Source organism: Sphingomonas sp. Xoc002 (genome assembly GCF_050408055.1).
GTDB lineage: Bacteria > Pseudomonadota > Alphaproteobacteria > Sphingomonadales > Sphingomonadaceae > Sphingomonas > Sphingomonas yabuuchiae.
Genome location: NZ_CP191175.1, coordinates 986755 through 1011997 on the forward strand (window position 1 = coordinate 986755; position 25243 = coordinate 1011997).

The 25243-nt window shown below is 67.5% G+C and carries 18 protein-coding genes; 12 read left to right on the plus strand and 6 right to left on the minus strand.

Translation table 11 applies throughout. The features are described from left to right. Window positions 1-12 precede the first annotated feature (12 nt). The 4 genes from kdpB to ACQR50_RS04660 are packed head-to-tail and all read left to right on the plus strand — an operon-like array spanning window position 13 to window position 5980. Entirely contained in the window at window positions 13-2049 is a 2037-nt protein-coding gene (gene kdpB / locus ACQR50_RS04645; protein WP_428969978.1) for a potassium-transporting ATPase subunit KdpB, read from the plus strand. A gap of 12 nt (window positions 2050-2061) precedes the next feature. Beyond that, window positions 2062-2634 carry a potassium-transporting ATPase subunit KdpC gene (gene kdpC / locus ACQR50_RS04650; RefSeq protein WP_428969979.1) on the plus strand — a complete coding sequence of 191 codons (573 nt, stop codon included), beginning with the start codon at window positions 2062-2064 and terminating at the stop codon, window positions 2632-2634. Next, window positions 2631-5297: a DUF4118 domain-containing protein gene (locus tag ACQR50_RS04655; RefSeq protein ID WP_428969980.1), complete on the plus strand. Its 2667-nt coding sequence runs from the start codon at window positions 2631-2633 to the stop codon at window positions 5295-5297. Before kdpC ends, ACQR50_RS04655 begins: the two co-directional genes overlap by 4 nt. Next, a complete protein-coding gene (locus ACQR50_RS04660; RefSeq protein WP_428969981.1) occupies window positions 5297-5980 on the plus strand; it encodes a response regulator transcription factor in 684 nt (227 codons plus the stop codon). Before ACQR50_RS04655 ends, ACQR50_RS04660 begins: the two co-directional genes overlap by 1 nt. Window positions 5981-6106: 126 nt before the next feature. On the opposite strand, the gene map is transcribed toward ACQR50_RS04660, so the two are convergent. From map to ACQR50_RS04690, 6 genes are all read right to left on the minus strand, one after another. Then, complete coding sequence (gene map / locus ACQR50_RS04665; RefSeq protein ID WP_428969982.1) at window positions 6107-6871, minus strand: type I methionyl aminopeptidase; 765 nt, start codon at window positions 6869-6871, stop codon at window positions 6107-6109. Between the two features lies 1 nt (window position 6872). Continuing rightward, window positions 6873-7079 (minus strand): ParD-like family protein, encoded by a 207-nt coding sequence (locus ACQR50_RS04670; RefSeq protein ID WP_428969983.1) that lies wholly within the window; start codon window positions 7077-7079, stop codon window positions 6873-6875. Window positions 7080-7122: 43 nt separating this feature from the next. After that, window positions 7123-7482 carry a YbaN family protein gene (locus ACQR50_RS04675; protein WP_428969984.1) on the minus strand — a complete coding sequence of 120 codons (360 nt, stop codon included), beginning with the start codon at window positions 7480-7482 and terminating at the stop codon, window positions 7123-7125. Between the two features lie 265 nt (window positions 7483-7747). After that, window positions 7748-9856: a S9 family peptidase gene (locus ACQR50_RS04680; protein ID WP_428969985.1), complete on the minus strand. Its 2109-nt coding sequence runs from the start codon at window positions 9854-9856 to the stop codon at window positions 7748-7750. Between the two features lie 60 nt (window positions 9857-9916). Continuing rightward, window positions 9917-11083 (minus strand): Na+/H+ antiporter NhaA, encoded by a 1167-nt coding sequence (gene nhaA, locus ACQR50_RS04685; protein ID WP_428969986.1) that lies wholly within the window; start codon window positions 11081-11083, stop codon window positions 9917-9919. A gap of 208 nt (window positions 11084-11291) precedes the next feature. Further along, on the minus strand, window positions 11292-12311 hold the full coding sequence (locus tag ACQR50_RS04690; RefSeq protein WP_428969987.1) for an alpha/beta fold hydrolase: 1020 nt from the start codon (window positions 12309-12311) through the stop codon (window positions 11292-11294). A 295-nt stretch (window positions 12312-12606) separates the two neighbouring features. Between ACQR50_RS04690 and ACQR50_RS04695 the strand changes: the two genes are divergently transcribed. The 8 genes from ACQR50_RS04695 (at window position 12607) to ACQR50_RS04730 (ending at window position 25063) form a co-directional block, all read left to right on the plus strand. Then, complete coding sequence (locus ACQR50_RS04695) at window positions 12607-14091, plus strand: MFS transporter (protein ID WP_428969988.1); 1485 nt, start codon at window positions 12607-12609, stop codon at window positions 14089-14091. Between the two features lie 82 nt (window positions 14092-14173). After that, window positions 14174-14941 carry an SDR family oxidoreductase gene (locus ACQR50_RS04700; RefSeq protein ID WP_428969989.1) on the plus strand — a complete coding sequence of 256 codons (768 nt, stop codon included), beginning with the start codon at window positions 14174-14176 and terminating at the stop codon, window positions 14939-14941. Next, on the plus strand, window positions 14938-15900 hold the full coding sequence (locus ACQR50_RS04705) for a glycosidase (protein WP_428969990.1): 963 nt from the start codon (window positions 14938-14940) through the stop codon (window positions 15898-15900). The genes ACQR50_RS04700 and ACQR50_RS04705 overlap by 4 nt, the downstream gene beginning before the upstream one ends. 38 nt (window positions 15901-15938) lie before the next feature. Further along, the gene (locus tag ACQR50_RS04710) at window positions 15939-19946 is read left to right on the plus strand and encodes a Pls/PosA family non-ribosomal peptide synthetase (protein WP_428969991.1); all 4008 of its coding nucleotides are present in this window, start codon (window positions 15939-15941) and stop codon (window positions 19944-19946) included. After that, window positions 19943-20500, plus strand: coding sequence for a 4'-phosphopantetheinyl transferase superfamily protein (locus ACQR50_RS04715; protein WP_428969992.1), 558 nt, complete (start codon window positions 19943-19945; stop codon window positions 20498-20500). Before ACQR50_RS04710 ends, ACQR50_RS04715 begins: the two co-directional genes overlap by 4 nt. Next, complete coding sequence (locus ACQR50_RS04720) at window positions 20497-21051, plus strand: GNAT family N-acetyltransferase (protein ID WP_428969993.1); 555 nt, start codon at window positions 20497-20499, stop codon at window positions 21049-21051. Before ACQR50_RS04715 ends, ACQR50_RS04720 begins: the two co-directional genes overlap by 4 nt. Window positions 21052-21312: 261 nt before the next feature. Continuing rightward, window positions 21313-24717, plus strand: a complete 3405-nt coding sequence (locus tag ACQR50_RS04725) for a S8 family serine peptidase (RefSeq protein WP_428969994.1) — start codon at window positions 21313-21315, stop codon at window positions 24715-24717. A 19-nt stretch (window positions 24718-24736) separates the two neighbouring features. Then, window positions 24737-25063 (plus strand): hypothetical protein, encoded by a 327-nt coding sequence (locus ACQR50_RS04730; protein ID WP_428969995.1) that lies wholly within the window; start codon window positions 24737-24739, stop codon window positions 25061-25063. Window positions 25064-25243 lie beyond the last annotated feature (180 nt).

Sequence of the window (25243 nt, forward strand, 5' to 3'; positions counted from 1 at the left end):
GGAGCGCCATTCATGGCCAATTCCCCTACCAAGAGCCTGTTCACCGCCGAGCTGGTGCTCCCGGCGATCAAGGCCTCGTTCGTCAAACTCAATCCCCGCGAGTTGATCCGCAACCCGGTGATGTTCGTGACCGCCGTGGTCGCCGCGCTGCTGACCGTCCTGCTCGTCGTCGGGCATGACGGGCTGACCACCGGCTTCAAGCTCCAACTGGTCGTCTGGCTGTGGCTGACCGTGTTGTTCGGCACCTTTGCCGAAGCCCTGGCGGAAGGTCGCGGCAAGGCGCAGGCGGCCTCGCTTCGCGCCGCCAAGGCCGAACTGACCGCCAAGCGGTTGAAGGGTGCGGGTCAGGATTGGGAGAATATTCCCGCCAGCGCGCTGAAGATCGGCGACGTGGTGCTGGTCGAAACCGGCGACCTGATCCCCTCGGACGGCGAAGTCGTGGCGGGTGTGGCGAGCGTCAATGAAGCCGCGATCACCGGCGAGAGCGCGCCGGTGATCCGCGAGGCGGGCGGCGACCGTTCGGCGGTGACGGCGGGTACGCGCGTCATTTCGGATGAAATCCGCGTCAAGGTGACGGTCAATCCGGGCCAGGGTTTCCTCGACCGCATGATCGCGCTGGTCGAGGGGGCCGAGCGTCAGAAGACCCCGAACGAGGTGGCGCTGACCATATTGCTCGTCGGTCTGACCATCATCTTCCTGATCGCGGTCGGCACCATTCCGGGCTTCGCGTCCTTCGCGGGCGGCAGTATCCCGGTGGCGATCCTGGCGGCGCTGCTGATCACCCTGATCCCGACGACCATCGCCGCGCTCCTGTCGGCGATCGGTATCGCGGGCATGGACCGTCTGGTCCGCTTCAACGTGCTCGCCAAGTCGGGTCGTGCGGTCGAGGCGGCGGGTGACGTCGATGTGCTGCTGCTCGACAAGACGGGCACCATCACCATCGGCGACCGTCAGGCGAGCGAGTTCCGCGCCGTCGGCGGCTCGGATGTCGATGCGCTGGCCGAAGCGGCGCTGATGGCCAGCCTGGCCGACGAAACCCCCGAGGGTCGTTCGATCGTCGTGTTGGCGCGCGATCAGTTCAAGGTGTCGATCGCCAGCCTGCCCGCCGATGCGGAGATCATCCCCTTCACCGCCCAGACCCGTATCTCGGGCGTGAGGATCGGCAATCGGCTGATCCAGAAGGGTGCGGTCGACTCGATCCTGCGCGCCCATCCGGGCGTGGGTGAGACGGCGGCGGCGACGCAGCTGCGTCGCATCACCGACGAGATCGCGCGGGCGGGCGGCACGCCGCTGGCGGTGGCGGAAAATGGCCGGTTGCTCGGCGCCATCTTCCTGAAGGACGTGGTCAAGGCGGGCATCCGCGAGCGCTTCGGCGAACTGCGTCGCATGGGCATCCGCACGGTAATGATCACCGGCGACAACCCCCTGACCGCCGCCGCGATCGCCGCCGAGGCGGGCGTGGACGACTTCCTCGCCCAGGCGACGCCGGAGGACAAGCTGGCGCTGATCCGTCAGGAACAGCAGGGCGGCAAGCTGGTCGCGATGTGCGGCGACGGCACCAACGATGCGCCCGCGCTGGCGCAGGCGGATGTCGGCGTCGCGATGAACACCGGCACCCAGGCCGCGCGCGAGGCGGGCAACATGGTCGATCTGGACAGCGATCCGACCAAGCTGATCGAGGTCGTCGGCCTCGGCAAGCAGTTGCTGATGACGCGCGGCGCGCTGACGACCTTCTCGGTCGCCAATGACGTGGCGAAGTATTTCGCGATCATCCCGGCGATGTTCGTGGCGCTCTATCCCGGCCTGGGCGTGCTGAACGTTATGGGTCTGGCGACGCCGCAATCGGCGATCCTGAGCGCGATCATCTTCAACGCGCTCATCATCCCGCTGCTCGTGCCGCTGGCGCTGAAGGGCGTCGCCTACAAGCCGATGGGGGCGGGGCCGCTGCTCGCCCGCAACCTCGCCGTCTATGGCCTGGGCGGTCTGATCGCGCCGTTCGTCGGCATCAAGATCATCGACCTTGTGGTCGGTGGCCTCGGCCTCGCATAAGGAAGCATTGTCATGGGTAAGGATTTCACTTCCGCCTTGCGGCCCGCGATCGTCATGACGATCTTGTTCGCCGCTCTCCTGGGGATCGCCTATCCGCTAGCGATGACCGGGATCGGTCAGGCGATCTTCCCGCATCAGGCGAATGGCAGTTTGGTGCAGGTCGGCGGCCGGGTGATCGGCTCCGAGGTCGTGGGACAGGCGTTCGTCAGCGAGCGCTATTTCCAGACGCGCCCCTCTGCGGCGGGCAAGGGCTATGACGGGCTGGCCTCGTCCGGCTCGAACCTCGGGCCTACGTCGAAGGCACTGGCCGACCGGGTGAAGGCCGATGTCGCCAAGCGTCGCGCCGAAGGCGTGATGGGGGCGATACCCGCCGACCTCGTCACCACCAGCGGTTCGGGCCTCGATCCCGATCTGTCGCCCGAAGCCGCGCTGGCACAGGCTGCCCGTATCGCCCGCGTCCGGGGTCTGGGTGTCGAGCAGGTTCGCGCGCTGGTCGTTGCAAAGACCGAGGGCTCGGTACTGGGTGACCCGCATGTCAACGTCCTCGCCCTCAATCGCGCGCTGGACGCTGCTTCCAAGCGATGACGGCAGGCGAGCCGCGCCCCGATCCCGATGCCCTGCTGCGCGCCGCCGAGCGCGAGGGGCGCGGCCGCCTGAAAATCTTCCTCGGGGCGGCACCCGGCGTCGGCAAGACGTTCGAGATGCTGTCCGAGGGCGCCGCCCGCCGTCGCGACGGTGTCGATGTCGTCGTCGCGGTCGTCGAAACCCACGGCCGCGTCGAGACCGAGGCGCTGGTCCGGGGGCAGGAGGTCATGCCGCGCCGTGCCGTCCCCTATGAGGGGCGGACGCTGCACGAGATGGACATCGACGCGGTCCTGGCGCGCGCGCCGCGTCTCGCACTGGTCGACGAACTGGCGCACACCAATGCGCCGGGCAGCCGCCATCCCAAACGCTATCAGGATGTCGAGGAGCTGCTGGCGGCCGGGATCGACGTCTATTCGACGGTCAATATCCAGCACGTCGAGAGCCTGAACGACGTCGTCGCCAGCTTCACCCGCGTCCGCGTGCGCGAGACGGTGCCCGACCGCATATTGGAGGCCGCCGAGATCGAGGTGGTCGACATTCCCCCCGACGAACTGATCGAGCGGTTGAAGGCGGGCAAGGTCTATCTGCCGCAGGAAGCGACGCGCGCGCTGTCGCATTTCTTCTCCAAGTCCAACCTGTCGGCCTTGCGCGAACTGGCGCTGCGAAGGGCGGCGCAGGCGGTCGATGCGCAGATGCTCGACCATGTCCGGTCGCTGGGCGTCGGCGGGCAATGGGCGGCGGGCGAGCGGCTGGTCGTCGCGGTCAGCGAACTGCCCGGTGCCGACGAACTGGTCCGCGCCGCCAAGCGCGCCGCCGACGCGCTCCGCGCGCCCTGGACCGCCTTGTTCATCGACACGCCGCGCACCGCGACCCTGGGCGAGGCGCAGCATCGGCGGCTGGCCGCGACCATGACCCTGGCGACACAGCTGGGCGCGGCGGTCGCCACCGTGCCCGCGCCCAGCGTCGTCGAGGGTATCCGCGCCTTCCTGACCGATGCCCGCGCCACGCAGCTGGTCGTCGGCAAGGCCAAGCGCTCGCGCTTGTTCGAGCTGCGCCATGGCTCGGTCGTCGACCGGCTGGTGCGCGAGACGCCCGGCGTCACCGTCCATGTCCTGCCGGTCGGCGAAGTCCCGGTCGAGCGCGAGCGGGCTAAAAGGCGCGGGCAATGGGGATCGCCCACCGGCTATGCGCTGACGCTGGCGGGGGTGACGGGCGTCACCGGGCTGGCGAGCGCGCTGTTCCACATCCTGAACCTCGGCAATGTCGCTTTGCTCTATCTGTTGCCGGTCATGGCGGCGGCGAGCCTCTATGGCCTGCGCACGGGTCTGTTCGCGGGATTGGCATCGAGCCTGGCCTATAACTTCTTCTTCCTGCCCCCCGTAGGCACGCTGAGCGTCAGCAATCCCGAAAACGTCATCTCGATCTTCGTCCTGCTGGGCGTCGCCGTCGCGACCAGCCAGCTGACCTCGCGCGTGCGGGCGCAGGCCGACCTCGCGGCGAGCAGCGCACGCGACAATGCGACGCTGGCTGGCTTCCTCCACCGGCTGAGTGGTCTGGCCGACCCGGCCGAGGCCTCGCGTGTCATCTGTGAAGACATCGCCAGGCTGTTCGAGGTGCAGGCGGTGCTGCTCACCCCGTCGCCCGCCGGACTGGCGGTACAGGCGGCGACCAAGCCCGATTACCGGCTGGAGACGATGGAGATGGCCGCTGCCCACTGGGCATTCGATACCGGCACGCCTGCGGGCAAGGGATCGGCGACGCTGGCCGCGTCCGAATGGTTGTTTCAGCCGTTGAAAGCGGGCAACCGGACGCTCGCCGTGCTGGGTCTGGCGCGCGAGGCGGGGGGCGAGCCGGTGCGCGCCGACCGGCTGCCGCTGCTGACCGGATTGATCGACCAGGCCGCGCTGATCCTCGAACGGCTGCGGCTGGAGGCGGAGGTGCGCGACGTCGATGCGGTGCGTACTCGCGACCGGCTCCGGGCGGCCCTGTTGTCTTCGGTCAGCCATGATCTGCGCACGCCGCTGACCGCCGTGATGGCCGCCGCCGCGCAACTACGGCAGGGCGCGACGCCCGAGCTGATTTCGACCATCGAGGGCGAGGCGGCGCGGCTCAATCGCTTCGTCGCCAACCTGCTCGACATGGCGCGGGTCGAGGCGGGGGCGCTCAAGTTGAAGATCGAGGCGATCGACCTGAGCGATGCGGTGACCGGCGCGGCGCATGACGCCCGCCGCGCGCTGGAGGGGCATTCGGTACGCCTCGACGTGCCGCCCGACCTGCCATTGGTCCGTGCCGATCCGCAGCTGCTGCATCATTGCCTGCTCAACCTGCTCGACAATGCCGGGCGCTATGGCGATCCGGGGACCGAGATCGTGATCGAGGGGCGGCACCGCCACGGCACCTTGCGCCTGTCGGTGCTCGACCATGGCCCCGGCCTGCCGCCCGGTCGTGAAGCGGAAGTGTTCGAGACGTTCCGGCGGCTGGAAGGCTCGGACCGGGTGGCGGGCGGCACGGGTCTCGGCCTCGCCATCGTCAAGGCCTTTGCCGAGGCCATGGGTCTGGGCGTAGAGGCGGGCAACCGCGAGGATGGCGAGGGCGCGGCCTTCGCGCTCTGCTTCCCGCGCAACCATATCATGCGCGAGGGTGCGCCGGAGGGAATGGCCTGATGCTCGCGACGATCCTGGTGGTGGACGACGAAGTCGCGATCCGTCGCCTGCTGCGCAACACGCTGGAGCAGGCGGGGCATCTGGTGGTCGAAGCGCGCGACGGGCGCGAGGCGCTGGCGCGCGCGGCGGCGGACCATCCCGATGCGGTGCTGCTCGACCTGGGGCTGCCCGACCGTGACGGGCTGAGCCTAATCCCGCTGTTGCGCGGGGCGGAGCGGGTGATCCTGGTCGTCTCGGCGCGCGAGGCGACCGAGGAAAAGGTCGCCGCGCTCGATCTGGGGGCGGACGATTATGTCACCAAGCCGTTCGACACGGACGAATTGCTGGCGCGGTTGCGCGTGGCGTTGCGGCACCGACGTGCGGCGGAGGCGGCACCCAGCGTGGTGCGGACCGGCGATCTGGCGATCGATCTCGACCGGCGCGTCGTGACGCGAGGTGGCGAGGAACAGCATCTGACCCGCAAGGAATATGACGTGCTGGCCGTGCTGGCGCGCCATCCCGGTCGGGTGGTGACGCATGACAAGATCATCGACGCCGCCTGGGGCGGGGACGAGGACCCGCGTATCGATTACCTGCGCATCGTCGTGCGCAACCTGCGCCAGAAGCTGGAGGCGCCACAGCCGGTCGGGAGTGTCATCGCGAACGAACTGGGTGTGGGGTATCGGTTGCGGGTGGAGGGGTGAAAATTCCTCCCCTGGAAGGGGAGGTGGCGCGCGTAGCGCGTCGGAGGGGTGTAACCCTCTCGATAGCGCGACACCCCTCCGTCAGGGCTTCGCCCTGCCACCTCCCCTTACAGGGGAGGAATTACGTCAGCCCACCTTCTCCCCCGTCCGCAGGGTCAGCACCTCGACCCCGGTCTTCGTCACCGCGACCGTATGCTCGAACTGCGCCGACAGCTTTCCGTCATCGGTCACCACCGTCCAGCCGTCATCGCTGGTCGATACCTTGCGCGTGCCCTGGTTGATCATCGGCTCGATGGTGAAGGTCATGCCTTCGCGCAGAGGCACGCCCGTGCCCGGACGCCCGAAATGCATCACATCCGGCGCCTCGTGCATCTCGCGCCCGATGCCGTGGCCGCAATAGTCGCGCACCACCGAATAGCCGTTCGCCTTGGCATGTTTCTCGATCGCCGCGCCGACATCGCCCAGTCGCGCGCCGGGGCGCACCTGGCGGATGCCTTTCCACATCGCTTCCTGCGTCACGCGGACCAGCCGTCTCGCGCCCGGCGACACCTCGCCGACCATATAGGTCTTGCTCGAATCCGCGATGAAGCCGTTCTTTTCCAGCGTGATGTCCAGATTGACGATATTGCCGTCCGTGATCACGTCCTCCGCGCTCGGCACGCCGTGGCAGACAACCTGGTTGATCGAACTGTTGAGCACATAGGCAAAGCCATACTGCCCCTTGCTCGCGGGCCGCGCGGACAGGTCGTGGGTGATGTAACGCTCGACCAGATCGTTGATCGCCAGCGTCGACATGCCGGACAGGCTCACCCCGTCGAGCATCTCGAACACCTGCGCCAGCAAGCGCCCGGAGACGCGCATCAGCGCCAGTTCCTCTGCCGTCTTCACCATGTCAGGCGACCAGCGGTTGCGGCAGGGGGAAATCGGCGGCGGCCATCTGCGCCTTTACGATCTCGTGGAAGGTCAGCGTCGGATTGGCCTCGGCCAGCATGCCCATCTTCATCCAGAATTCCGCCTGCGCGTTGATCGAGCGGCACATGACCGTGCTGGCGCGGCGGATTTCTTTGTGAAGCTGGTCGTCGATTTTTACGATACCCATATATGAAGCGTATATGGTCCGTATATTGATCGCGCAAGCCGGTTCAGGCGGCCGGGCGGGTCAGGACAAAAATTGCGCAGCCCGCCATGAGGGTGGCGACCAGCAACGCCAACGGCCAGTGCGGCCGTGCCCCCAGCAGGAACAGGCCATAACCCAGCGTCATGCCCGCGCACGCCATCGCCTTTCCCCGCCGCCCGATCGCGCCGTCCTGCCGCCACGCGCGTAGGGTCGGGCCGAAGCGGGGATGGTCGAGCAACCACGCCTCCAGCCGGGGCGAGGACCGCGCGAAACAGCCTGCCGCCAGGATCAGGAAGATCGTCGTCGGCATCAGCGGCAGGATCGCCCCGATCACGCCGAGCGCGACGAACAGGCATCCCAGGATGAGCCAGCCGAGCCGTATCATATGTGATGCGTAGCGGGGTGTGGGGGTGGGGGGAAGAGCCTCACCACCGGTGACTTCGCTTGGGGCCTTTCCCTCCCCCAGCCCAGTTTCAGGTAAACGATGCCCCGCATCGTTTAGGTCATGCCGGGGGCATGACCGACCTGAAACTCGCCTGCGGGAGGGGCGTTAGAAGAGCATTTGCTCGCCACGCGTACCTTACGAACTCCCCTCCCGCAGGCGGGAGGGGTTGGGGGAGGGCAGGCCACACGGGCTGAAACCTCGGAAATTACGACCCAGCCGCCCCCAGCTGCGACAGCATGAACGCCTGCCACTCCGCATTCTGCCGTATCCGCTCGAACCGCCCCGACTTGCCGCCATGCCCGGCCTCCATGTTCACCCGGAACAGCAGCGGATTGGTATCGGTCTTCTTCGCGCGCAGCCGGGCGACCCATTTGGCGGGCTCGTAATATTGCACCTGGCTGTCCCACAGGCCGGTGCCGACATAGAGCGCCGGATAGGCTTTGCCTGCGACATTGTCGTAGGGCGAGTAGCTGAGCATATAGTCGTAATAGGGCTTGTTCGCCGGATTGCCCCATTCGTCATATTCGAAGGTCGTCAGCGGGATCGAGGCGTCGAGCATCGTCGTGACCACGTCGACGAACGGCACCTGCGCGATGATCAGCTTGTAATCCTGCGGCGCCATGTTCGCGACGCCGCCCATCAGCAGCCCGCCCGCGCTGCCGCCCATTGCCGCCACCCGGCCGGGCGCGGCATATTTCTGCGCGACCAGATAGCGGGTCACGTCGATGAAGTCGGTGAAGCTGTTCTTCTTGTTCAGTAGATGGCCGTCATCATACCAGCCGCGCCCCATTTCCTGCCCGCCGCGGATATGCGCGATGGCATAGACCACGCCCCGGTCGAGCAATCCGATCCGCCCCGCATCGACCGAGGGATCGGTCGAGATGCCGTAACTGCCATAGGCATATTGGAAGAGCGGCGCGGTACCGTCGCGCTTCACGCCCTTGCGGTAGACGATCGACACCGGGATGCGCGTCCCGTCGCGGGCGGGTGCCCAGACCCGTTCGGTGACATAGAGCGCCGGGTCGTAGCCGGGGACCGGCGTGACCTTCAGCGTCCGGCGCTCGCCGGTGCGGGCATTGATCTCATAGGTCGTGGTCGGCGTGACCAGCGAGCCATAGGTATAGCGGACCCAGGGCGTGTCCGGCTCTTCGTTGATCGACAGGCCCATGCGATAGGCGGGCTCGTCCGCCCTGACGGGCACGGACTTGCCCGCATCGGTCAGCAGGCGGATCATGCGGTTGCCGCCCTCGCGCTGGTCGATCGCGACGAAGCCGTTGAACGGCTTGAACGCCTCGATGAACACGGCGTCGCTGCCGGGCACCAGGTCGCGCCAGGCGGCGGTCCCCCTGGCCATGTGGGCATCGGCCAGCGTCACCAGCTTGTAGTTCTTCGCGCCGCGATTGGTGCGGATGATCCAGCGATGACCCAGATGGTCGGCGCTATAACGGAACTCGCGCTCACGCGGCGCGATGACGGTGAAGGCGGTCGGCCGGGCGGCGGGGGCACAGCGTTGCTCGTCGCTGACCGTGCTCTGGACGCCGATACAGATATAGCGGTCGTCGGTCGTCCGGCCGACGCCGATGCTGAAGGTGTCGTCCTTCTCCTCGTACAGCATCCGGTCGGCGCTGACCGGCGTGCCGAGCACATGGGCCATCGCACGATAGCCGCGCAGCGTCGTGGGGTCCTTGGCGATGTAGAGGATGGTGCGATTGTCCGCCGCCCAGACGATGTTCGGCTCGATATTGGTGATCGTGTCTTCGTAAATGCGCCCGGTCGCGATATCCTTGACCTTCAGCACATATTGCCGCCGCCCGACCGTGTCCTCGGCCCAGGCGACCAGCCTGTTGTCGGGGCTGACCGCCCAGTCGGACAGCGAGAAGAAATTGTGGCCCTTCGCCATGGCGGGCTGGTCGAACAAGATGGTGGCGGGCGCGGTGGCGCTGCCCTGGCGGCGTTCGATCAGCGGATAGTCGGCGCCGGTCGCGAAGCGCGACGAATACCAATATCCGTTCTTGCGGTACGGAACGCTGCTGTCATCCTGTTTGATATGGGCGACCGTATCGGCGTAGAGTTTCGCCTCGAGCGGTTTCAGCGCGGCCAGTTGCGCATCGGCATAGGCATTCTCGGCGTTCAGATAGGCGAGCATCTCCGGGTTCTTCCGGGTGTCGTCGCGCAGCCAGTAATATTCATCCTCCCGCGCGCCATGGGGCGAAGGGACTTGATAGGGCTTCTTGGCCGCGACCGGCGGCGTCATCTGTTGCGCGATCGCCGGGCTTGCCAGCACTATCAAACCCGTTGCCGCCAGCCACCGCATCGCCGTCCCCCCTTGTTCCGAAGTCGGCAGGATGGCGACCCGGCTCGGCTCACGCAAGCGTCATCGGGCGGCCCGGCGCAGAAGCCCGTAACCTAGCAGCCCCGCCACCAGCGATCCCGCCAGCACCCCCAGCTTGGCCTCCGCCTGGAGCAGCGGATCGCCGGGAAAGGCGAGCAGCGTGATGAAGATGCTCATCGTAAAGCCGATGCCGCAAAGGAGCGCGGTCCCCAGCATCTGGGTCGTCGTGGCATGGGCGGGTGCGTCGGCGATCCCGATCCGTACCGCCAGCATCGTCATGCCGAACACGCCGACGACCTTGCCGAGCAACAGCCCCAGCCCGACGCCCAGCGTGACCGGCGCGGCAAAGGCGCTCACCGGCAATCCCAGCACCGGCACTCCGGCATTGGCCAGCCCGAAGATCGGCACGATCAGGAAACCCACGGGCTTGTGCAGCGCATGTTCCAGCCGATGGAGCGGGCTGTCGTGCGTATCGACCTCGCCATCCGGGCGGGCCGGGGTACGGGTCATCGGGATGGTGAAGGCCAGCAGGACGCCCGCGATGGTGGCGTGGATGCCCGACCGGATCATGAAGACCCACAGGACCAGCCCGACGAGCAGATAGGGCGACAGCCGCTTCACGCCCGCCCGGTTGAACGCCACCAGTAACGCCAGCATCGCGGCGGCCCCGCCCAGATCGACCAGCGACAGCGACGAGGAATAAAAGGCCGCGATCACCGCGACCGCGCCCAGATCGTCGATGATCGCCAGCGCCGCCAGAAAGACGCGCAGCGACGCGGGAACCCGGTCGCCGACCAGCCGAATGACGGCCAGCGCAAAGGCGATGTCGGTCGCCGCCGGGATCGCCCAGCCGGACGCGGTGTCGCCGCGATTGAAGGCGAGATAGATCAGCGCGGGCACCACCATGCCCCCCAGCGCGGCCAACCCCGGCAGGATACGGCGCGGCCAGGTGGACAGCTGCCCGTCCAGCACCTCGCGCTTGATCTCCAGCCCGACCAGCAGGAAGAACACCGCCATCAGGCCGTCATTGATCCAATGCTCGACCGACAGCGGTCCCCAATGCCGGTGGAGCAGTCCGGCATATCCGGCGGATAGCGGCGAATTGGCGAGGACCAGCGCAACGGCGGCGGCGGCCATCAGCACCAGTCCGGCCGAGGTCTGGGAGTCGAGGAAACGACGGATCGCGCTGATGCGCGTCGGGTGGGACATGGCCATGGCTCCGGCAGGACTGATCCTCGCTGGCGGCCCGACCAACGATCATCCTGCCCGTGACTTGTCCACGAACACCCTGGGGAGCGATGTCGCATGACGCAGGGAGTGGGGCAAGATTAATCCTCCCCGGTACGGGGAGGGGGACCAGCGAAGCTGGTGGAGGGGGCGTGCCGCTAGGGGCATCCCATGGGGAAGCCCCCCTCCGTCAGCGCTGCGCGCTGCCACCTCCCCGTTCCGGGGAGGATTGTTCGTCCTCCCCGCGCCGTGTGCAGGCGAAGCCAATCGCCGCCGCCAACAGCCCCGCCGCAGCGACCCCGGCGGCGATCTTCCAATGACCCTGATCCTCCTCGGCATCGACGAACAGCTCGATCAGGTGCCGCGTCACCGCCTCGGGATTCTCGCGCTGCGGGAAATGGCCGACGCCGGGCAGTTCGACCATCGTGAACGGCCCGCTGAACTTGCCCGGCACGTCGCGCGCCGTGGAGGGCGGGTTCACCCCGTCGACCTCTCCGTGCAGATAGAGCGTCGGCAGCGCCAGCGTCTTCGTCGCCTTTACCCGGTCGGCCAGCCATGTCCCGCGCGGGTCGGGCTGCGCCTCGTCCCAGCGGGCGCGATAGCTGTGGATCGTCACGGCCGGCCAGTCGGGATTGTCGAAGGACTTGGCGACGCGGTTGAACGTCGCCTCGTCGAACCAGCCGGGCGGCGACCAATTGAGCCAGTGGATATGGGCAAAGCCGCGCCGGTCGTCGCGCACCGCCTGTGCGCCGCGCCGGGTCGCCATGAACCAGTGATACCATTGCCGCTGCGCCTGGTCGAAGGACGGGGTCGGCATGCCCCCCAGGCGCGGCGGGGTGCTGAGCATCGCCAGCCTGCGCACCCGCTCGGGCCAGCCCACGGCCAGCGCCTCGGCGATGTTGCTGCCCCAGTCATGGCCGGCGACCATGAACCGGTCGATACCCAGCGCATCCATCAGCGCGATCGCATCCAGTGCCAGGATCGCGCTGTCACCGGTGCGGGGCGTGTGGTCATGGCGGAACCGCGTCGCCCCGAACCCGCGCAGGGTGGGCACGACGACACGCAGGCCCGCCTGCGCCAGACGCGGCGCGACCCGGTCCCAGGTGGTCGCATCGTCGGGCCAGCCATGAAGCAGCAGGACGACGGGCGCCCCTTCCGATCCGTACAGGTCGCAGGCGATGGAAAGATGGTCGGTGGTGATCGTCGGCATCGGCGGAAAGGACCCTTTGCTTGGACCGTTTCCAAACTCGGGTGATTTGGCACCGTTCCGTTCATGCCTTGGCGACCGAGGCGATCCGGGCGGCGGGCGGGGCAGGTGGCGTATGAGAATGGCAGAAGGGTTCATTCCTCCCCTGCAAGGGGAGGAACTCGAAATTATTGGCCAACATGGGCAAAACTTCGTCACGGGCCTTGATCGCAGGGGGCGCTATCGCGTTTTAGGACATTGGGGGTGCGCGATTGACGAACGGAATGACATGCGGTGGCGACGGCGTAACCTGGCTTCGATGAGTGCGGATGTGAATGACGGGCTGGCTCCCGGCGTCGAGGCGGTGACCAGCGGCGCCCCCCGTTCGGAAGAGCCGGTGCAGACCCGTGGCTACCGTGTCATCGCGCTCGTCGTCGCCTCCGCGCTGTTCATGCAGCAACTCGACGGCACCGTCCTGACCGTCGCGCTTCCCACCATGGCCCGCGATCTGGCGACCCCCGCCACCAGCCTCAGCCTGGCGCTGACCAGCTATCTGCTCGCGCTGGCGCTGTTCATTCCCGCCAGCGGGACGCTGGCCGACAAGTTCGGGTCGCGCACCATCTTCTGCTCGGCGATCGGGGTGTTCCTGCTCGGATCGATCCTGTGCGCGCAGTCGGGGTCGCTGCCCACATTGGTCGCCGCGCGTTTCCTGCAAGGCATTGGCGGCGCGATGATGGTGCCGGTCGGGCGGCTGGTCCTGCTGCGCACCGTCGCCAAGGCGGACATGGTGCAGGCGCTGTCCTGGCTGGTCATGCCCGCGCTGATCGGGCCGATCCTGGGGCCGCCGCTGGGCGGGTTCATCGTGACGTGGCTCGATTGGCGCTGGATCTTCTATCTCAACATTCCGATCGGCATCGTCGGCATGATCGGCGCGTGGATGCTGGTGCCCGAGGTGCGCGGCTATGCGCGGTTGCGGTTCGACGTGTCGGGCTTCTTCCTGTCGGGCATCTCGCTCGGTTGTCTGTTGTTCGGGTTCGAACTGGCCAGCCGCCCCGGCACCGGCCTGGTCGCGATTGGCCTGTTGGTGATCGGCGCGGTCCTCGGATGGCTTTATATCCGCCATGCGCGGCATACGACCGACCCGATCCTCGACCCCACGCTGATGCGGGTGCCGACCTTTCGCCTGTCGGTGATCGGCGGTTCGCTGACCCGGATCACGCAAGGGGCGCAGCCCTTCTTGCTGCCGCTGATGTTCCAGCTCGGCTTCGGCCTCAGTGCCGCCAAGACGGGCACGATCACCATGGCGGGTGCGGTCGGTGCGCTGGCGATGAAGGCGCTTGCGCCGCGCGTCCTGCGTCGCTGGGGCTTTCGCCGCAGCCTGATCGTGTCGGGTCTGGCGAGTAGTGCGGGCTATGCGACCTGTGCCTTCTTCCGCCCCGACTGGTCGATCCCGCTCATCACCTTCATCCTGGCGCTGTCGGGCTTCTTCACCTCGTTCCAGTTCACGGGCTTCAACGCCATCGCCTATGCCGATGTGGACAAGGACCGGATGAGTGCCGCGACCAGCTTCTACGCGACCTTCCAGCAGCTGACCCTGTCGCTGGGCATCTGCACCGCCGCGACCGTGCTGGAGCTGGGTTCGCTGGTCGAGGGGAAGGGCGGGCCGACGCTGAACAGCTTCTCGGCGGCGTTCATCGTGGTGGCGATCATCTCGGCCTCGGCGGTCATCTGGAACCGGCGCTTCGCCCCCGATGCGGGCGCGGCGATGAGCGGGCATCATGGACATGGGGATAGCGATGAATGACGGATTTTTAATGTCATTCCCGTTCAGCAACGATCCAGCATGGAAATCGTTACCGGCGTTCATCCCATATAGGAGAAGGCCGGTGGCAGCGCAGACGGTAATCGTGACGGGAGCCGAGTCCGGGATCGGCGCGGCCTGTGCCGAGGCGTTCGGCGCGACCGGGGCCAGGGTCGCGATCCTGTTCCACAGCGATCAGGGCGCTGCCGATATTTCCGCCGAGGCGGTGCGCAAGGCAGGCGGCGAGGCGATGACGGTGCAGGTCGGCGTCGATGACGAAGCCTCGGTCGACCGGGCCTTTGCCACCGTCGAGAAGCAATGGGGCGCGGCCGACGTGCTGGTCAATTCCGCCGGGGTCAACATGGCGGGCGTTGCTGTCCGCGACATGACGCTGGCGCATTGGCAGCGGATGATCGACACCGACCTGACCGGTGCCTTCCTGACCTCGCGTCGCTTCCTGACCGGGCGGGGCGAGGCGAAGGGGGATGCGACGATCCTGCAGATCTCGTCGATCCACGCCTATGCGGTGCGCGCGGGCGGTGCGGATTATTGCGCGGCCAAGGGCGGGCTGACCACGCTGGTCGAGACGCTGGCCATCGAGGAGGCCGCGCGCGGTGTCCGGGTGAATGCGATCGAGCCGGGCATGATCCTGACCCCGATGAACGCCAAGGCGCAGGCCGATCCGGCCTATCGCGCCAGCCTGGAGAAGAACATCCCGATGGGCCGCGCGGGCAAGGCGTCGGAGGTCGCGGACCTCGCCGTCTTCCTCGCCTCCGACAAGGCACGCTACATCACCGGCGCGCGGATCGTCATCGACGGCGGTCTGTCGCTGATGCAGGCGCTCGGCGCATGACGGGGGCCGATCTGAACAGCTCGGTCGCCGATCCGCATCGCAAGGACCAGGTGGCCGATGCGCCGCTCGACCTCGACTTCAACGTCAAGCGGATCGAGGAGGTGACGCTCGACGGCCCGCCGGAGCTGATGGCCCGCGACCTGATGAGCCCCTATGTCTGGCGCGAGGCCGATGGCCGCTGGGGCATGATGGTCCGCGCCGTCGTGCCGCAGGGCGAGACGCTGACCGATACCGGCGTGATCTGGGCCGGATGGAGCGAGGACGGGCGGCATTTCACGATGCTCGATGCGCCGTCCATCGCGCCGGGGCCGGGCGAACATGATGCGGGCGGGGTCGAGGATCCGACGGTCGTGCGCACCGAGGATGGCTATATCGTCTATTATTCGGGCGTGCTGGCCGATCACGCGCATGGCGAGCTGTCCTATGCCGCCGGGCCGTCGATCGACCGGTTGGAGAAGAGCGGCGTCGCGCTCGCGTCCTCCAAGTCGGAGGGCAATACCAAGGAGGCGACGGTCGACCGGACGGCGGACGGGCGCTGGCGGCTGTTCTACGAATATGCCGCGGACGAGGCATCGCGCATCGGCTTGGCGATCGGCGAGGATGTGGCGGGGCCATGGACCGAGCAGCCGACGCCCTTCATGCCGCGCGAGAAGAGCTGGGACGACTGGCATCTGTCGACCGGCCCGCTGCTGACCGACGACAAGAACTGCCCGGTGATGTTCTACAACGGCGCGACCCGCGATGCGCGCTGGCGGATCGGCTGGGTCGCGTTCGACGAGCATTATACCCGCGTCGTCGCGCGCGGGATCGAACCGCTGATCCTGCCGCCCCCCGCCGATGATCGCGGCGCGACCGATATCGCCTTCGCCGCCTCGGTCGTGGTCGCCGAGGATGGCATCTGGCTCTATTATTCGCTGGAGGACCGGCGATTGTCGCGAGCGCTGATCCGGCGCAGCTGAGCCGTCCCGTAAATGTCCTTGCGCAAGAAAGTCCGTTGATGCTCGGAGAAACCGAAGCCCCCGCCGCCCCGAGCATCCACGCCGCGATCGCCCCGGCCCCGGCGCTGCGTCCCGACCGGCCCTATGCCCGTGACGAGCTGCTGCACGAGCTGTTCGACGCAACCTGCCGGACGCGCGGCTGGACGACCGCGCTGAAGCTGATCGGCGCGGATGAGGAATTCGGCCGCTCGACCGAATGGACCTATGACATGCTGGCGCAGCGCAGCCTGTCCCTGGCGCACCGGCTGCGGGCGCAGGGCGTGGGGAAGGGCGACCGCGTCGTCCTGTGCCTGCCGCGCGGGCTCGACCAGTATATGGCGATCCTGGGCGTGTTGCGCGCCGGTGCGGCCTATGTGCCCGTAGACTGGGGCTATCCGCAGGACCGCATCGCCTTCATCATCGAGGATAGCGGCGCCGCGTTGACCATCACCACCGGCGCACGGGCGGCGGAGATACCGGGCGCGACGCTGGCGCTGGATGCCGAGCTGGGTGACCTGGCCGCCGAGCCGCCGGTGCCGATGGGGCGCCAGGTGACGGGATCGGACCCACAGGATCTGGCCTATATCATCTATACCTCGGGCACGACCGGGCGGCCCAAGGGGGTGATGATCACCCATGCCAATGCCTGTCACCTGGTCCGCTCCGAAAGCGCGATCCTGGCGCTGGAGCCCGACGACATCGTGTTCGGCGGGTTCAGCCTGGCCTTCGACATGTCGGTCGAGACGATGTGGAGCGCGTTCTTCGTCGGCGCCAAGCTGCTCGTCGCGACCGAGCCGCTGGCCGCGAGCGGGCCCGACGTCGCCGTCGCGCTGGCGGCGGAAAAGACGACCATCTGGCATGTCGTTCCCTCGTTGATCGCGCTGGTCGAGCATCCGGTGCCGACGCTTCGCCTGATCAACATGGGCGGTGAGGCGTGCCCCGCCGACCTGCCGCGCCGTCTGGCGCGGCCCGGCCTGCGGTTGCTCAACACCTATGGCCCGACCGAGACCTCGGTGACGGCGACCTGGACCGAGGTGCAGCCGGGCAAGCGCATCACCATCGGCAAGCCGTTGCCCGGCTATACCGCCTGGATCGTCGATGAGGCGTTGCAGCCGGTCGAGGCGGGGCAGGAGGGCGAACTGGTCATCGGCGGCCCCGGCGTCGGCGTCGGTTACGTCAACCGCCCCGACCTGACGGCCGAGAAGTTCACCATGACCCCGTTCGACACCGTGTCGGGCGGGCCGGAGCGTATCTATCGTTCGGGCGACCTGGTTCGGCTCGACGCGGCAGGCGACATCGATTTCGTCGGGCGCATCGACACCCAGGTGAAAATTCGCGGCTTCCGCGTCGAACTCGCCGAGATCGAGGCGGTGATCGGCGAGGCACCGGGCGTCGCGCAGGCGGTCGTCCATCTGTTCACCGACGCCGATGGTTCGGAGTTTCTCGCCGCCTTCCTCGTGGCGCGCAGCGGTGAGACGATCGACATCGCCGACATCAAGGCACGCGTCACCGAACGCCTTCCCAATTATATGCGCCCCGCCGCCTATCAGGTGATGGCGGCGCTGCCGACCTTGCCCGCCTCGGGCAAAGTCGATCGCAAGGCGCTAATAAAGCCGGAAATCACAGTCGACACCGGCCGCACGCTCGAAGCGCCCGCCACGCCGATGGAGGAAAAGCTCCACGCCATCTGGACCGAAGCCTTCGCGCCGCAGCCGGTGTCCGTCACCGACGATCTGTTCGAGGATCTGGGCGGTCACTCTCTGAAGGCCGCGCGCCTCGTCTCGGCGGCGCGCAAGGTCGCGGGGCTGGAGGGGCTGTCGCTGGAAGACCTCTACGCCGCCCCAACCATCCGCGCGCTGGCGACCCGGATCGGCGGCGCTGCGGCGGTCGCGGTTCAGACCGAGGCAAGCTTCCACCGTGTGCCCGAATGGAAGCGCTGGCTGTGCGTCGCGGCACAGACGGTCGCGCTGCTGCCCGTCTATACCATTGCCGGGCTGCAATGGTTCTTCCCCTATGTGGCCTATACCCATCTGGCCGGACGGATGCCGCGCATCGACGCGCTGATCCTGAGCGCCTTGTTCTTCACCATCGTGCCGGTCGCCTCGATGCTGTTCTCGATTGCCGCCAAGTGGCTGATCGCGGGGCGGTTCAAGGCGGGGGACTATCCGCTATGGGGTGGCACCTATTTCCGCTGGTGGCTGGTGCGGCGGATCATCGCGGTGACGGCGACGCCCTATCTCGCAGGCACACCGATGATTCGGGGCTATTACCGGATGCTGGGCGCGAAGATCGGCAAGCGTGCCTATATCGGCAACGGCGTCATCGACACCGCCGACCTCTTCGCCTGCGGCGACGATGCCATCGTCAGCGATCAGGCGGTGATGGCGACCAGCTCGGTCGAGCGGGGATTGCTGCGGTTGGGCACGGTGACGCTGGGCGACCGCGCATTCGTCGGCGGCCAGTCGGTGGTCGGCCGCAATTCGGCGCTGGAGGATGATGCGATCCTCGACGACATGGCCGCGCTTCCCGCCGAGACGGTGATCCCGGCTGGGCAACGCTGGACCGGTTCGCCCGCCGCCTTCGACCGGATGGTCGAGCCGGGCGAGGTCGTCACGACGGGCAAGCGGGCCGGGCCGTCGCTGGCGATCTTCATCGGCGCGCTGCTGCTGCCGATCATCGCCATCCTGCCGATCGCGCCGGGCCTGATCGCGCTGATCGAGCTGGATTGGGCGACGACCGGTTACGGCTATATGCTCGTCTCGCCGCTGCTCGCCGCGACCTATATCGTCATGATGTGCGTGCTGACCGTGCTGGCCAAGCGGCTGATCCTGGGCCGGGTGAAGCCCGGCGTCTATCGCCTCGATAGCTGGTTCTATGTCCGTTACTGGATGGTCCGGCAGATCAACGACCTGGCGCTGCGGCTGCTCCACCCGATCTTCGCCACACTCTATGTCATCCCTTGGTACCGGGCGCTGGGCGTGAAGGTCGGGCGGCGGGCGGAGATTTCGACGGCCAGCGCCATCGTCCCCGATCTGGTCGAGATCGGACCGGAAAGCTTCATCGCGGACTCGGTGATCTTCGGCGCGGCCAAGATCGGCCATGGCACCATCGAACTGGCGCATACCAAGATCGGCCGTCGCAGCTTCATCGGCAATTCCGCGCTGCTGCCCACCGGCGCGCAGATCGGCGACGAGGTGCTGATCGGCGTCCTGTCCAAGCCGCCCGAGGACCCCAGCCTCGCGACCGAGGCGGGCAGCACCTGGTTCGGATCGCCCGCCATCAAGCTGCCGGTGCGGCAGGTGGCGACGATGTTCGACGAGGGCGCGCGCTTCAATCCGTCGCGAGGCCTGATCGCGACACGCCTGTCGATCGAGGCGATCCGCACCACCCTGTCGCTTACCGCCTTTCTGGTGTTCTTCAGCGCGCTCTTGTCGGTGGTCGGCGATCTCGACGATCTGGAGCGCGGCGGGCTGGTCATCATCTCGGCCTTCCCGTTCCTCTATGTCGGCTTCTGCCTGGCATGCGGTGCGTTCGTGCTGGCGCTGAAGTGGCTGGTGGTCGGGCGCTACCGGGCACGAACCGCGCCCTTGTGGAGCACCTTCGTCTGGCGCACCGAGCTGGTCACCGCGACCTATGAGAATCTCGCGGTCGCCAACCTGCTGGAGCCGTTGCGCGGCACGCCCTGGATCGGGCTCTACCTCCGGCTGATGGGCGCCAAGGTCGGCAAGCGCTGCTATATCGATACCACCGACCTGACCGAGCATGACCTGGTCACGATCGGCGACGATGTCGCGCTGAACGATTATGCCGGGCTCCAGACCCATCTGTTCGAGGACCGGGTGATGAAGGTCGGTGCGATCAAGGTCGGCGACCGTGCCACCATCGGCTCGCTGGCGATCGTGCTGTACGATGCCGAAGTGGGTGCGGATGCGCAGTTGGGCGACCTGTCGGTCGTCATGAAGGGTGAGACGCTGCCCGATGGCACCAATTGGGAGGGCAGCCCGGCTCGGATCGTCACCGAGGCATGATGCCGCTGCGCCATGACGGGCCGCTCGACCGGCTGGAGTGGGACGGCCAAGCCCCCGTCATCTGGCGCACGGCCGATCCGGGGCGGGGGAAGCGCGCGCCGCTGGTTGAAGCGTTGCTCGCCCGGCTGGCAGGCGGACCGGTCCGGCTGGCGCGGAGTGCGACCGGCCAACCGCAGGTCGCGGCCCCGCAAGGCTGGTATATCGGCCTTGCCGGACGAGGGGCGGCATGCCTGATCGCGGCGGCGCGGCAGCCCATCGCGGTGGACCGCGAGATCGTCGACGATGCCCCGCCGCTCTGGGACATGCTGACCCCGGCGGAGGCGCGTGCTGTGCGTGACGCGCCCGATCCGTCGCGCCAATGGCTGCGCCGTTGGACGATCAAGGAGGCCTATGCCAAGCTGATCGGCGACCCCCGGCATATTGCTGCCGAGACGATCGAGACGCGGCTGATCGACGACCGGCAGGCGACCGCGCAGCGGCAGGGAGAGCGAGACGCGCATTGCTGGACCCGCGACGACGGCAGGGCGATCGAGACGGTGGCGCTATGGGCATGAGGGACGTCGTCGTCCGCCCCTATGCGCAGACCGACCGCGACGACGTGCTGGCCATCTTCGACGCCAACCGCGCCGACTATTTCGGGGCGGGAGACCGCGACTGGCTGATCGAGACGCTGGACGAGCCCGATGGCCCCGCCTTTGTCGTTGCGATCGATGGACGCGCGGCGGCGTTCGGCGGTTATGAGGTCTGGGAGCATTACAACAAGGCGCTGCTCTATTGGGGCATGGCGGCGCCAGCCTGGCACGGCGGTGGTCTGGGGCGGCTGTTGCTGCTGGCGCGGTTGCACCATGTCGCGGTCCATGCGCGGCCGGTGACGCGCTATGTCACGGTCGACACCTCGCCCCGGGTGGCGCCCTTCTTCCTGCGCTGCGGCTTCGAGCAGACCGCCGTCTGGCCCGAAGGGTACCGCTCCGGCATGACCATGCACGAGTTGCGGTTCGATCTGGCGAAGGTGTCGGCGGACGAACTGGCGGCCCGCCGCGACGACGCGCTGGCGGCGGTCGTTCGCACCCTGTCTTCACCCCAACGGGAAGGTGGCAGGCCTTAGGGCCGACCGAGCGCATTGCGCCGAGCGATTCGCTCGCTGCGCCGTCTGCATCGATAAGGAGCAGGAGGGCCCGCAATGCTGCGGGGACCCGCCTTATTCATTCCCCTACGTTATCCGCCATTGTTGCGGAGTCGAAACAGGAAAACTTCACAAACCATTGTAATTCATCCGTTACCGGAGTTGACAGTCCTTTGGTGCCATGAAACCCGTGTCACCGATAAGACCATGTTATTAATCGGAATTAAGGGAAATAGTGTGGGGGTGGGCGTTTCTCGCGTATCGCTGTGGGCGATCGCGTCCTTTTGCGTGGTTCAGGCGGGCTCGGCATCCGCGCAGAGCCAATATGTGCCGCCTGCACCGACCGGCGGCTATGTGATGGCCAATGGCCAGCGAACGGCGGACTATAGTGCGGCGCTGGCGTCGTGGCGGCAGGACAAGCAATTCTCGGTCGATTACACCAAGGGCTATCTGGGCCTGGAATATGCTTATGTCCTCGGCCTGTCGGGCAAGGGACAGACGATCGGGATCAACGACGCGGGCGTGATGATGAGCCATCCGTCCTTTGCGGGATCGGGCAAGATTGCAGGGCTGCGCACGCCCGTCCCCGCGACCTATGGCAATGACGGCATGGTCAATCCGCGACGGCCCTGGGAAATCCACGGTACCCATGTCGCGGGCACGGCGGCGGGCGACCGGCTGGCGAACGGGGTGATGTTCGGCAACGCGTTCGGCGCGAACATCCTGTCGGCGACGACCAATTTCGCGGCGGGCGATTTCCTGTGGTGGCGCGACCAGATCCTCGACAACGTCATGGTCGCCACCGCGCAGGAGAATATCCCGGCGCTCGCCAATACCGGGCGGGTTCGGATCATCAACAACAGCTGGGGCTCGACCTCGACCCAGCCCTATACGCTGACCCCGTCCCAGGCGCGCGGTGCGTTTCAGCAGACGCTGAACGGCCTCTATGATCCGGTCCTGAAGAATGACGTGCTGGTCGTCTTCTCGGCGGGCAATGGCGGCGGCGTCCATGCCAGTGTCGATGCGGTCACGCCGCTCAATGACCTGCGGCTGCGTTCCAACTGGTTGTCGGTCACCAACTATCTGGCGAACGGCACGGCCGCGTCCAGCACCAGCCTGTGCGGCCAGACCGCGACCTGGTGCGTGTCGGGGCCGGGCAGTTCGGTCGTGTCCGCGGCGCAGACCTATCTGGTCGACGGCACCGCGATCCGCGCGAAATACACCCGCGCCATGTACCCGACCATCTATGCCGCAACGACGCTGGCCCAGTTGCAGACGGCGGCGGTCAATGCGTGGCTGGGCGTGCTGACCGACTATCTCGTCCGGCGCGACATCGCCCAGACACTCGGCCGCCCCTTTGACGAGGAGGCCGAGCGGACCAAGGCGGCACAACAGGCGGTCGGCATCTCGCTGGCTTACGGCGCGCGGTTCATGACGCCCGATCCCGATGGCTATACCAGCCGTCTGGCGCAGATCCTGACCATTCCCGGCAATGTCACTTTGCTGGGACGCGACTTCTCCACCTCGGTACTGACCCAGGCCAATACGCTGATCACCGCCGAGCTTCAGAAATACATCAGCTTCACCGGGCCGGGCTATGCCGCGCTGACCGGCACGTCGATGGCGGCGCCCAATGTCTCGGGCTTCGCCGCGCTGCTGATGGAGTATTTCCCCGAATATAAGACCGGGCTGATCTCCGACATCCTCGTGTCCAGTTCCAGGGACCTCGACACGCCGGGCGTCGACCTGCGCTCGGGCTGGGGCGCGCCGCAGATGGCGGTGGCGCTGCGCGGGCCGACCGCACTGCGCGACACGCGCGAAGTCACGGTCGCATCGGGCACGACCGATATCTGGAGCAACCCGATCACCGACGCGCGCGACCGTTATTCGGCCGAAGTGCTGGCAGGCTTCCCCAACGATATCGGCGGCCTGGTCAAGCGCGGCGACGGCGAGCTGATCCTGACCGCCGCCAACAGCTATAGCGGCCCGACCCGTGTCGAGCAGGGGCAGCTGACCGTGGACGGCAGCCTGACCCGCTCGGCGGTGACGGCGGTGTCGGGCGGCATCGTCGCAGGCAATGGCAGCGTCGCATCGCTGACCGCCGGGTCGGGCGGCATCGTCTCGCCGGGCAGCACCGGCGCGTTCGGGACGCTGACCGTGGCAGGGACCGCCAGCCTGGGATCGGGCAGCCAGTTCGTCGCCGATATCGGCCCCGCCGGCACCTCCGACCAACTGGCGGCGCGCAGCATCGTGCTGGGCGGCGGCAACCTGACCTTGCGCCCGGTCAACTATGTGCCGCGCTATGGCGACAGCTATACGCTCCTCACCGCGTCGAACGGCATTACCGGCAGCTTCGGCAGCACCACCGCCTTCAGTGCGATCCTCTATCCCGAACTCAGCTATGGCACGGGCCGGGTGACGGCGGCGGTGGGCGCGCGGCCCTATGCCAGTGTCGTCGCGGCGACGCCGGTGCAGACCGCCTATGCGCGTCTGCTCGACGCCAACCGCTCCGCTTATGCGAGCTTGCGCGGGACCTACGACCTGCTCGACCTGCAGGATGTCGGGACGATCCGCGGCAGCCTGGAGGCGATTGCGCCGCGCAGCGAGACGACCCGCCGGGCGATCGGCACCACCGCGACCGACAATATCGCACGCTTCTATCGCGATCGCCTGACCGCGATGACGCCGGACGGCTTTGCGGGCGGCACGGTCGCGATGATCGGCAAGCCGCTGGAGTTCGCCGCCAACGCCATCGCCGCACCCGGTCGTCCCCAGACGGTCAGCGACACGCCGACCAGCATGGTCCGCGAAAACATGCTGCCCGACAATGTCTCGGCCTATCTGGCGGGCGGCTATATCGACGGCTCTGGCGCGGCGATGCCCGGCACGGTCGGCGGTCGCGATCCGTTCGACGGCTTCTACATCGCGGGCGGTGTCGAAGCGCGGGTGTCGGACACGGGCGCACTGGGCTTCGGCCTGTCCTATTCGGATATCGATGGCGACCAGCGGCTCGGCCAGTCGGCCAGGGGCGAGCTGATCCAGGGCACGCTCTACGGACGGCTCGGCGGTACGCTCGGCCCGGCGCTGGATGCGCAGTTCGGCGCGGGCGTGTACCGGTCCTCGACCCGGCGGCAGGGCAGCTTCGTCGGCACGCCCTTCGACTTGCGCTCGCGCGACAATGCGCTGGCGCTGTCGAGCGAAGTGGGGGCGAGCTATATGAAGGGCAGCGGGGCGCTGCGTTTCGGCCCGCGCGTGGCGATCCGTACCGGCAGCATCGACTTCACCCCCACCGGCGAAACGGGCAGCGGTCCGGCGCTGACCTATGGTCGCGACCGATTCCTGAGCGTGCAGGGCCGTGCGGGGCTTCAGATCGACGCGACGCAAGGCGGCGTCCGCCCCTTCGCCTCGGCCTATTATGTCCATGATTTCGAGGGGCGGCCGGGCTATTTCAACGCCGGATTCGTCGGCGGCACGCGGGCGCAGGCCCGCTTCCTGACCGCACGGCAGGACCGCGACTGGGGCGAGATCAGTGCGGGGGTGGCCTATCGTTCGGGCCGGGCCACCGTCTCGCTGGCGGCGGACTCGACGGTCGGACGCGACGATGTGCGCAACCAGTCCTATCGTGCCGGGCTGAAGCTGTCCTTCTGATGCAACGGGCGGGGTCGTCATGGTGGTGATGGCGGCCTTGCTGGCGATGGTCGATCCGGTGCCGCTGGTCGTTTATTACCGGCCGGGTGCGACTCCGGCGCAGGTCGAAGCCGATCTCCGGCGGTGCCGCATCATCACCACCGGCCCGGCGGCGGGTGGTGAGCGCCCGGACGGGGCGGCGCTGCTCGACAATGGCACGCCGGGCCGGGTGCCTGGGGATACGATCGAGGCGTGCATGGCGGCCTATGGCTGGCAAGCGCGCCGCTTGTCGGAGCGGGAGCGACGCATGCTGTCCCACCTCGATTCCGCCGCCGGTCGGAAAGCCTTGGAACGGTTGACGGAGTAGCCGTTGGGTGCGCGAGAAGGGATCGATATCCCTTAGAACGTCTGATGGGGGTGATATCGGATGTGACGAAGGACGCTTAGGCGATCCTTTTGTTCTTGAAGTCGAAGACGGCCATTTTTCGCTATTGGTGGTTCCCCACGGGTGCGGGGGAACCCAGTGCCGTGTTCGCGGCGACCAGGG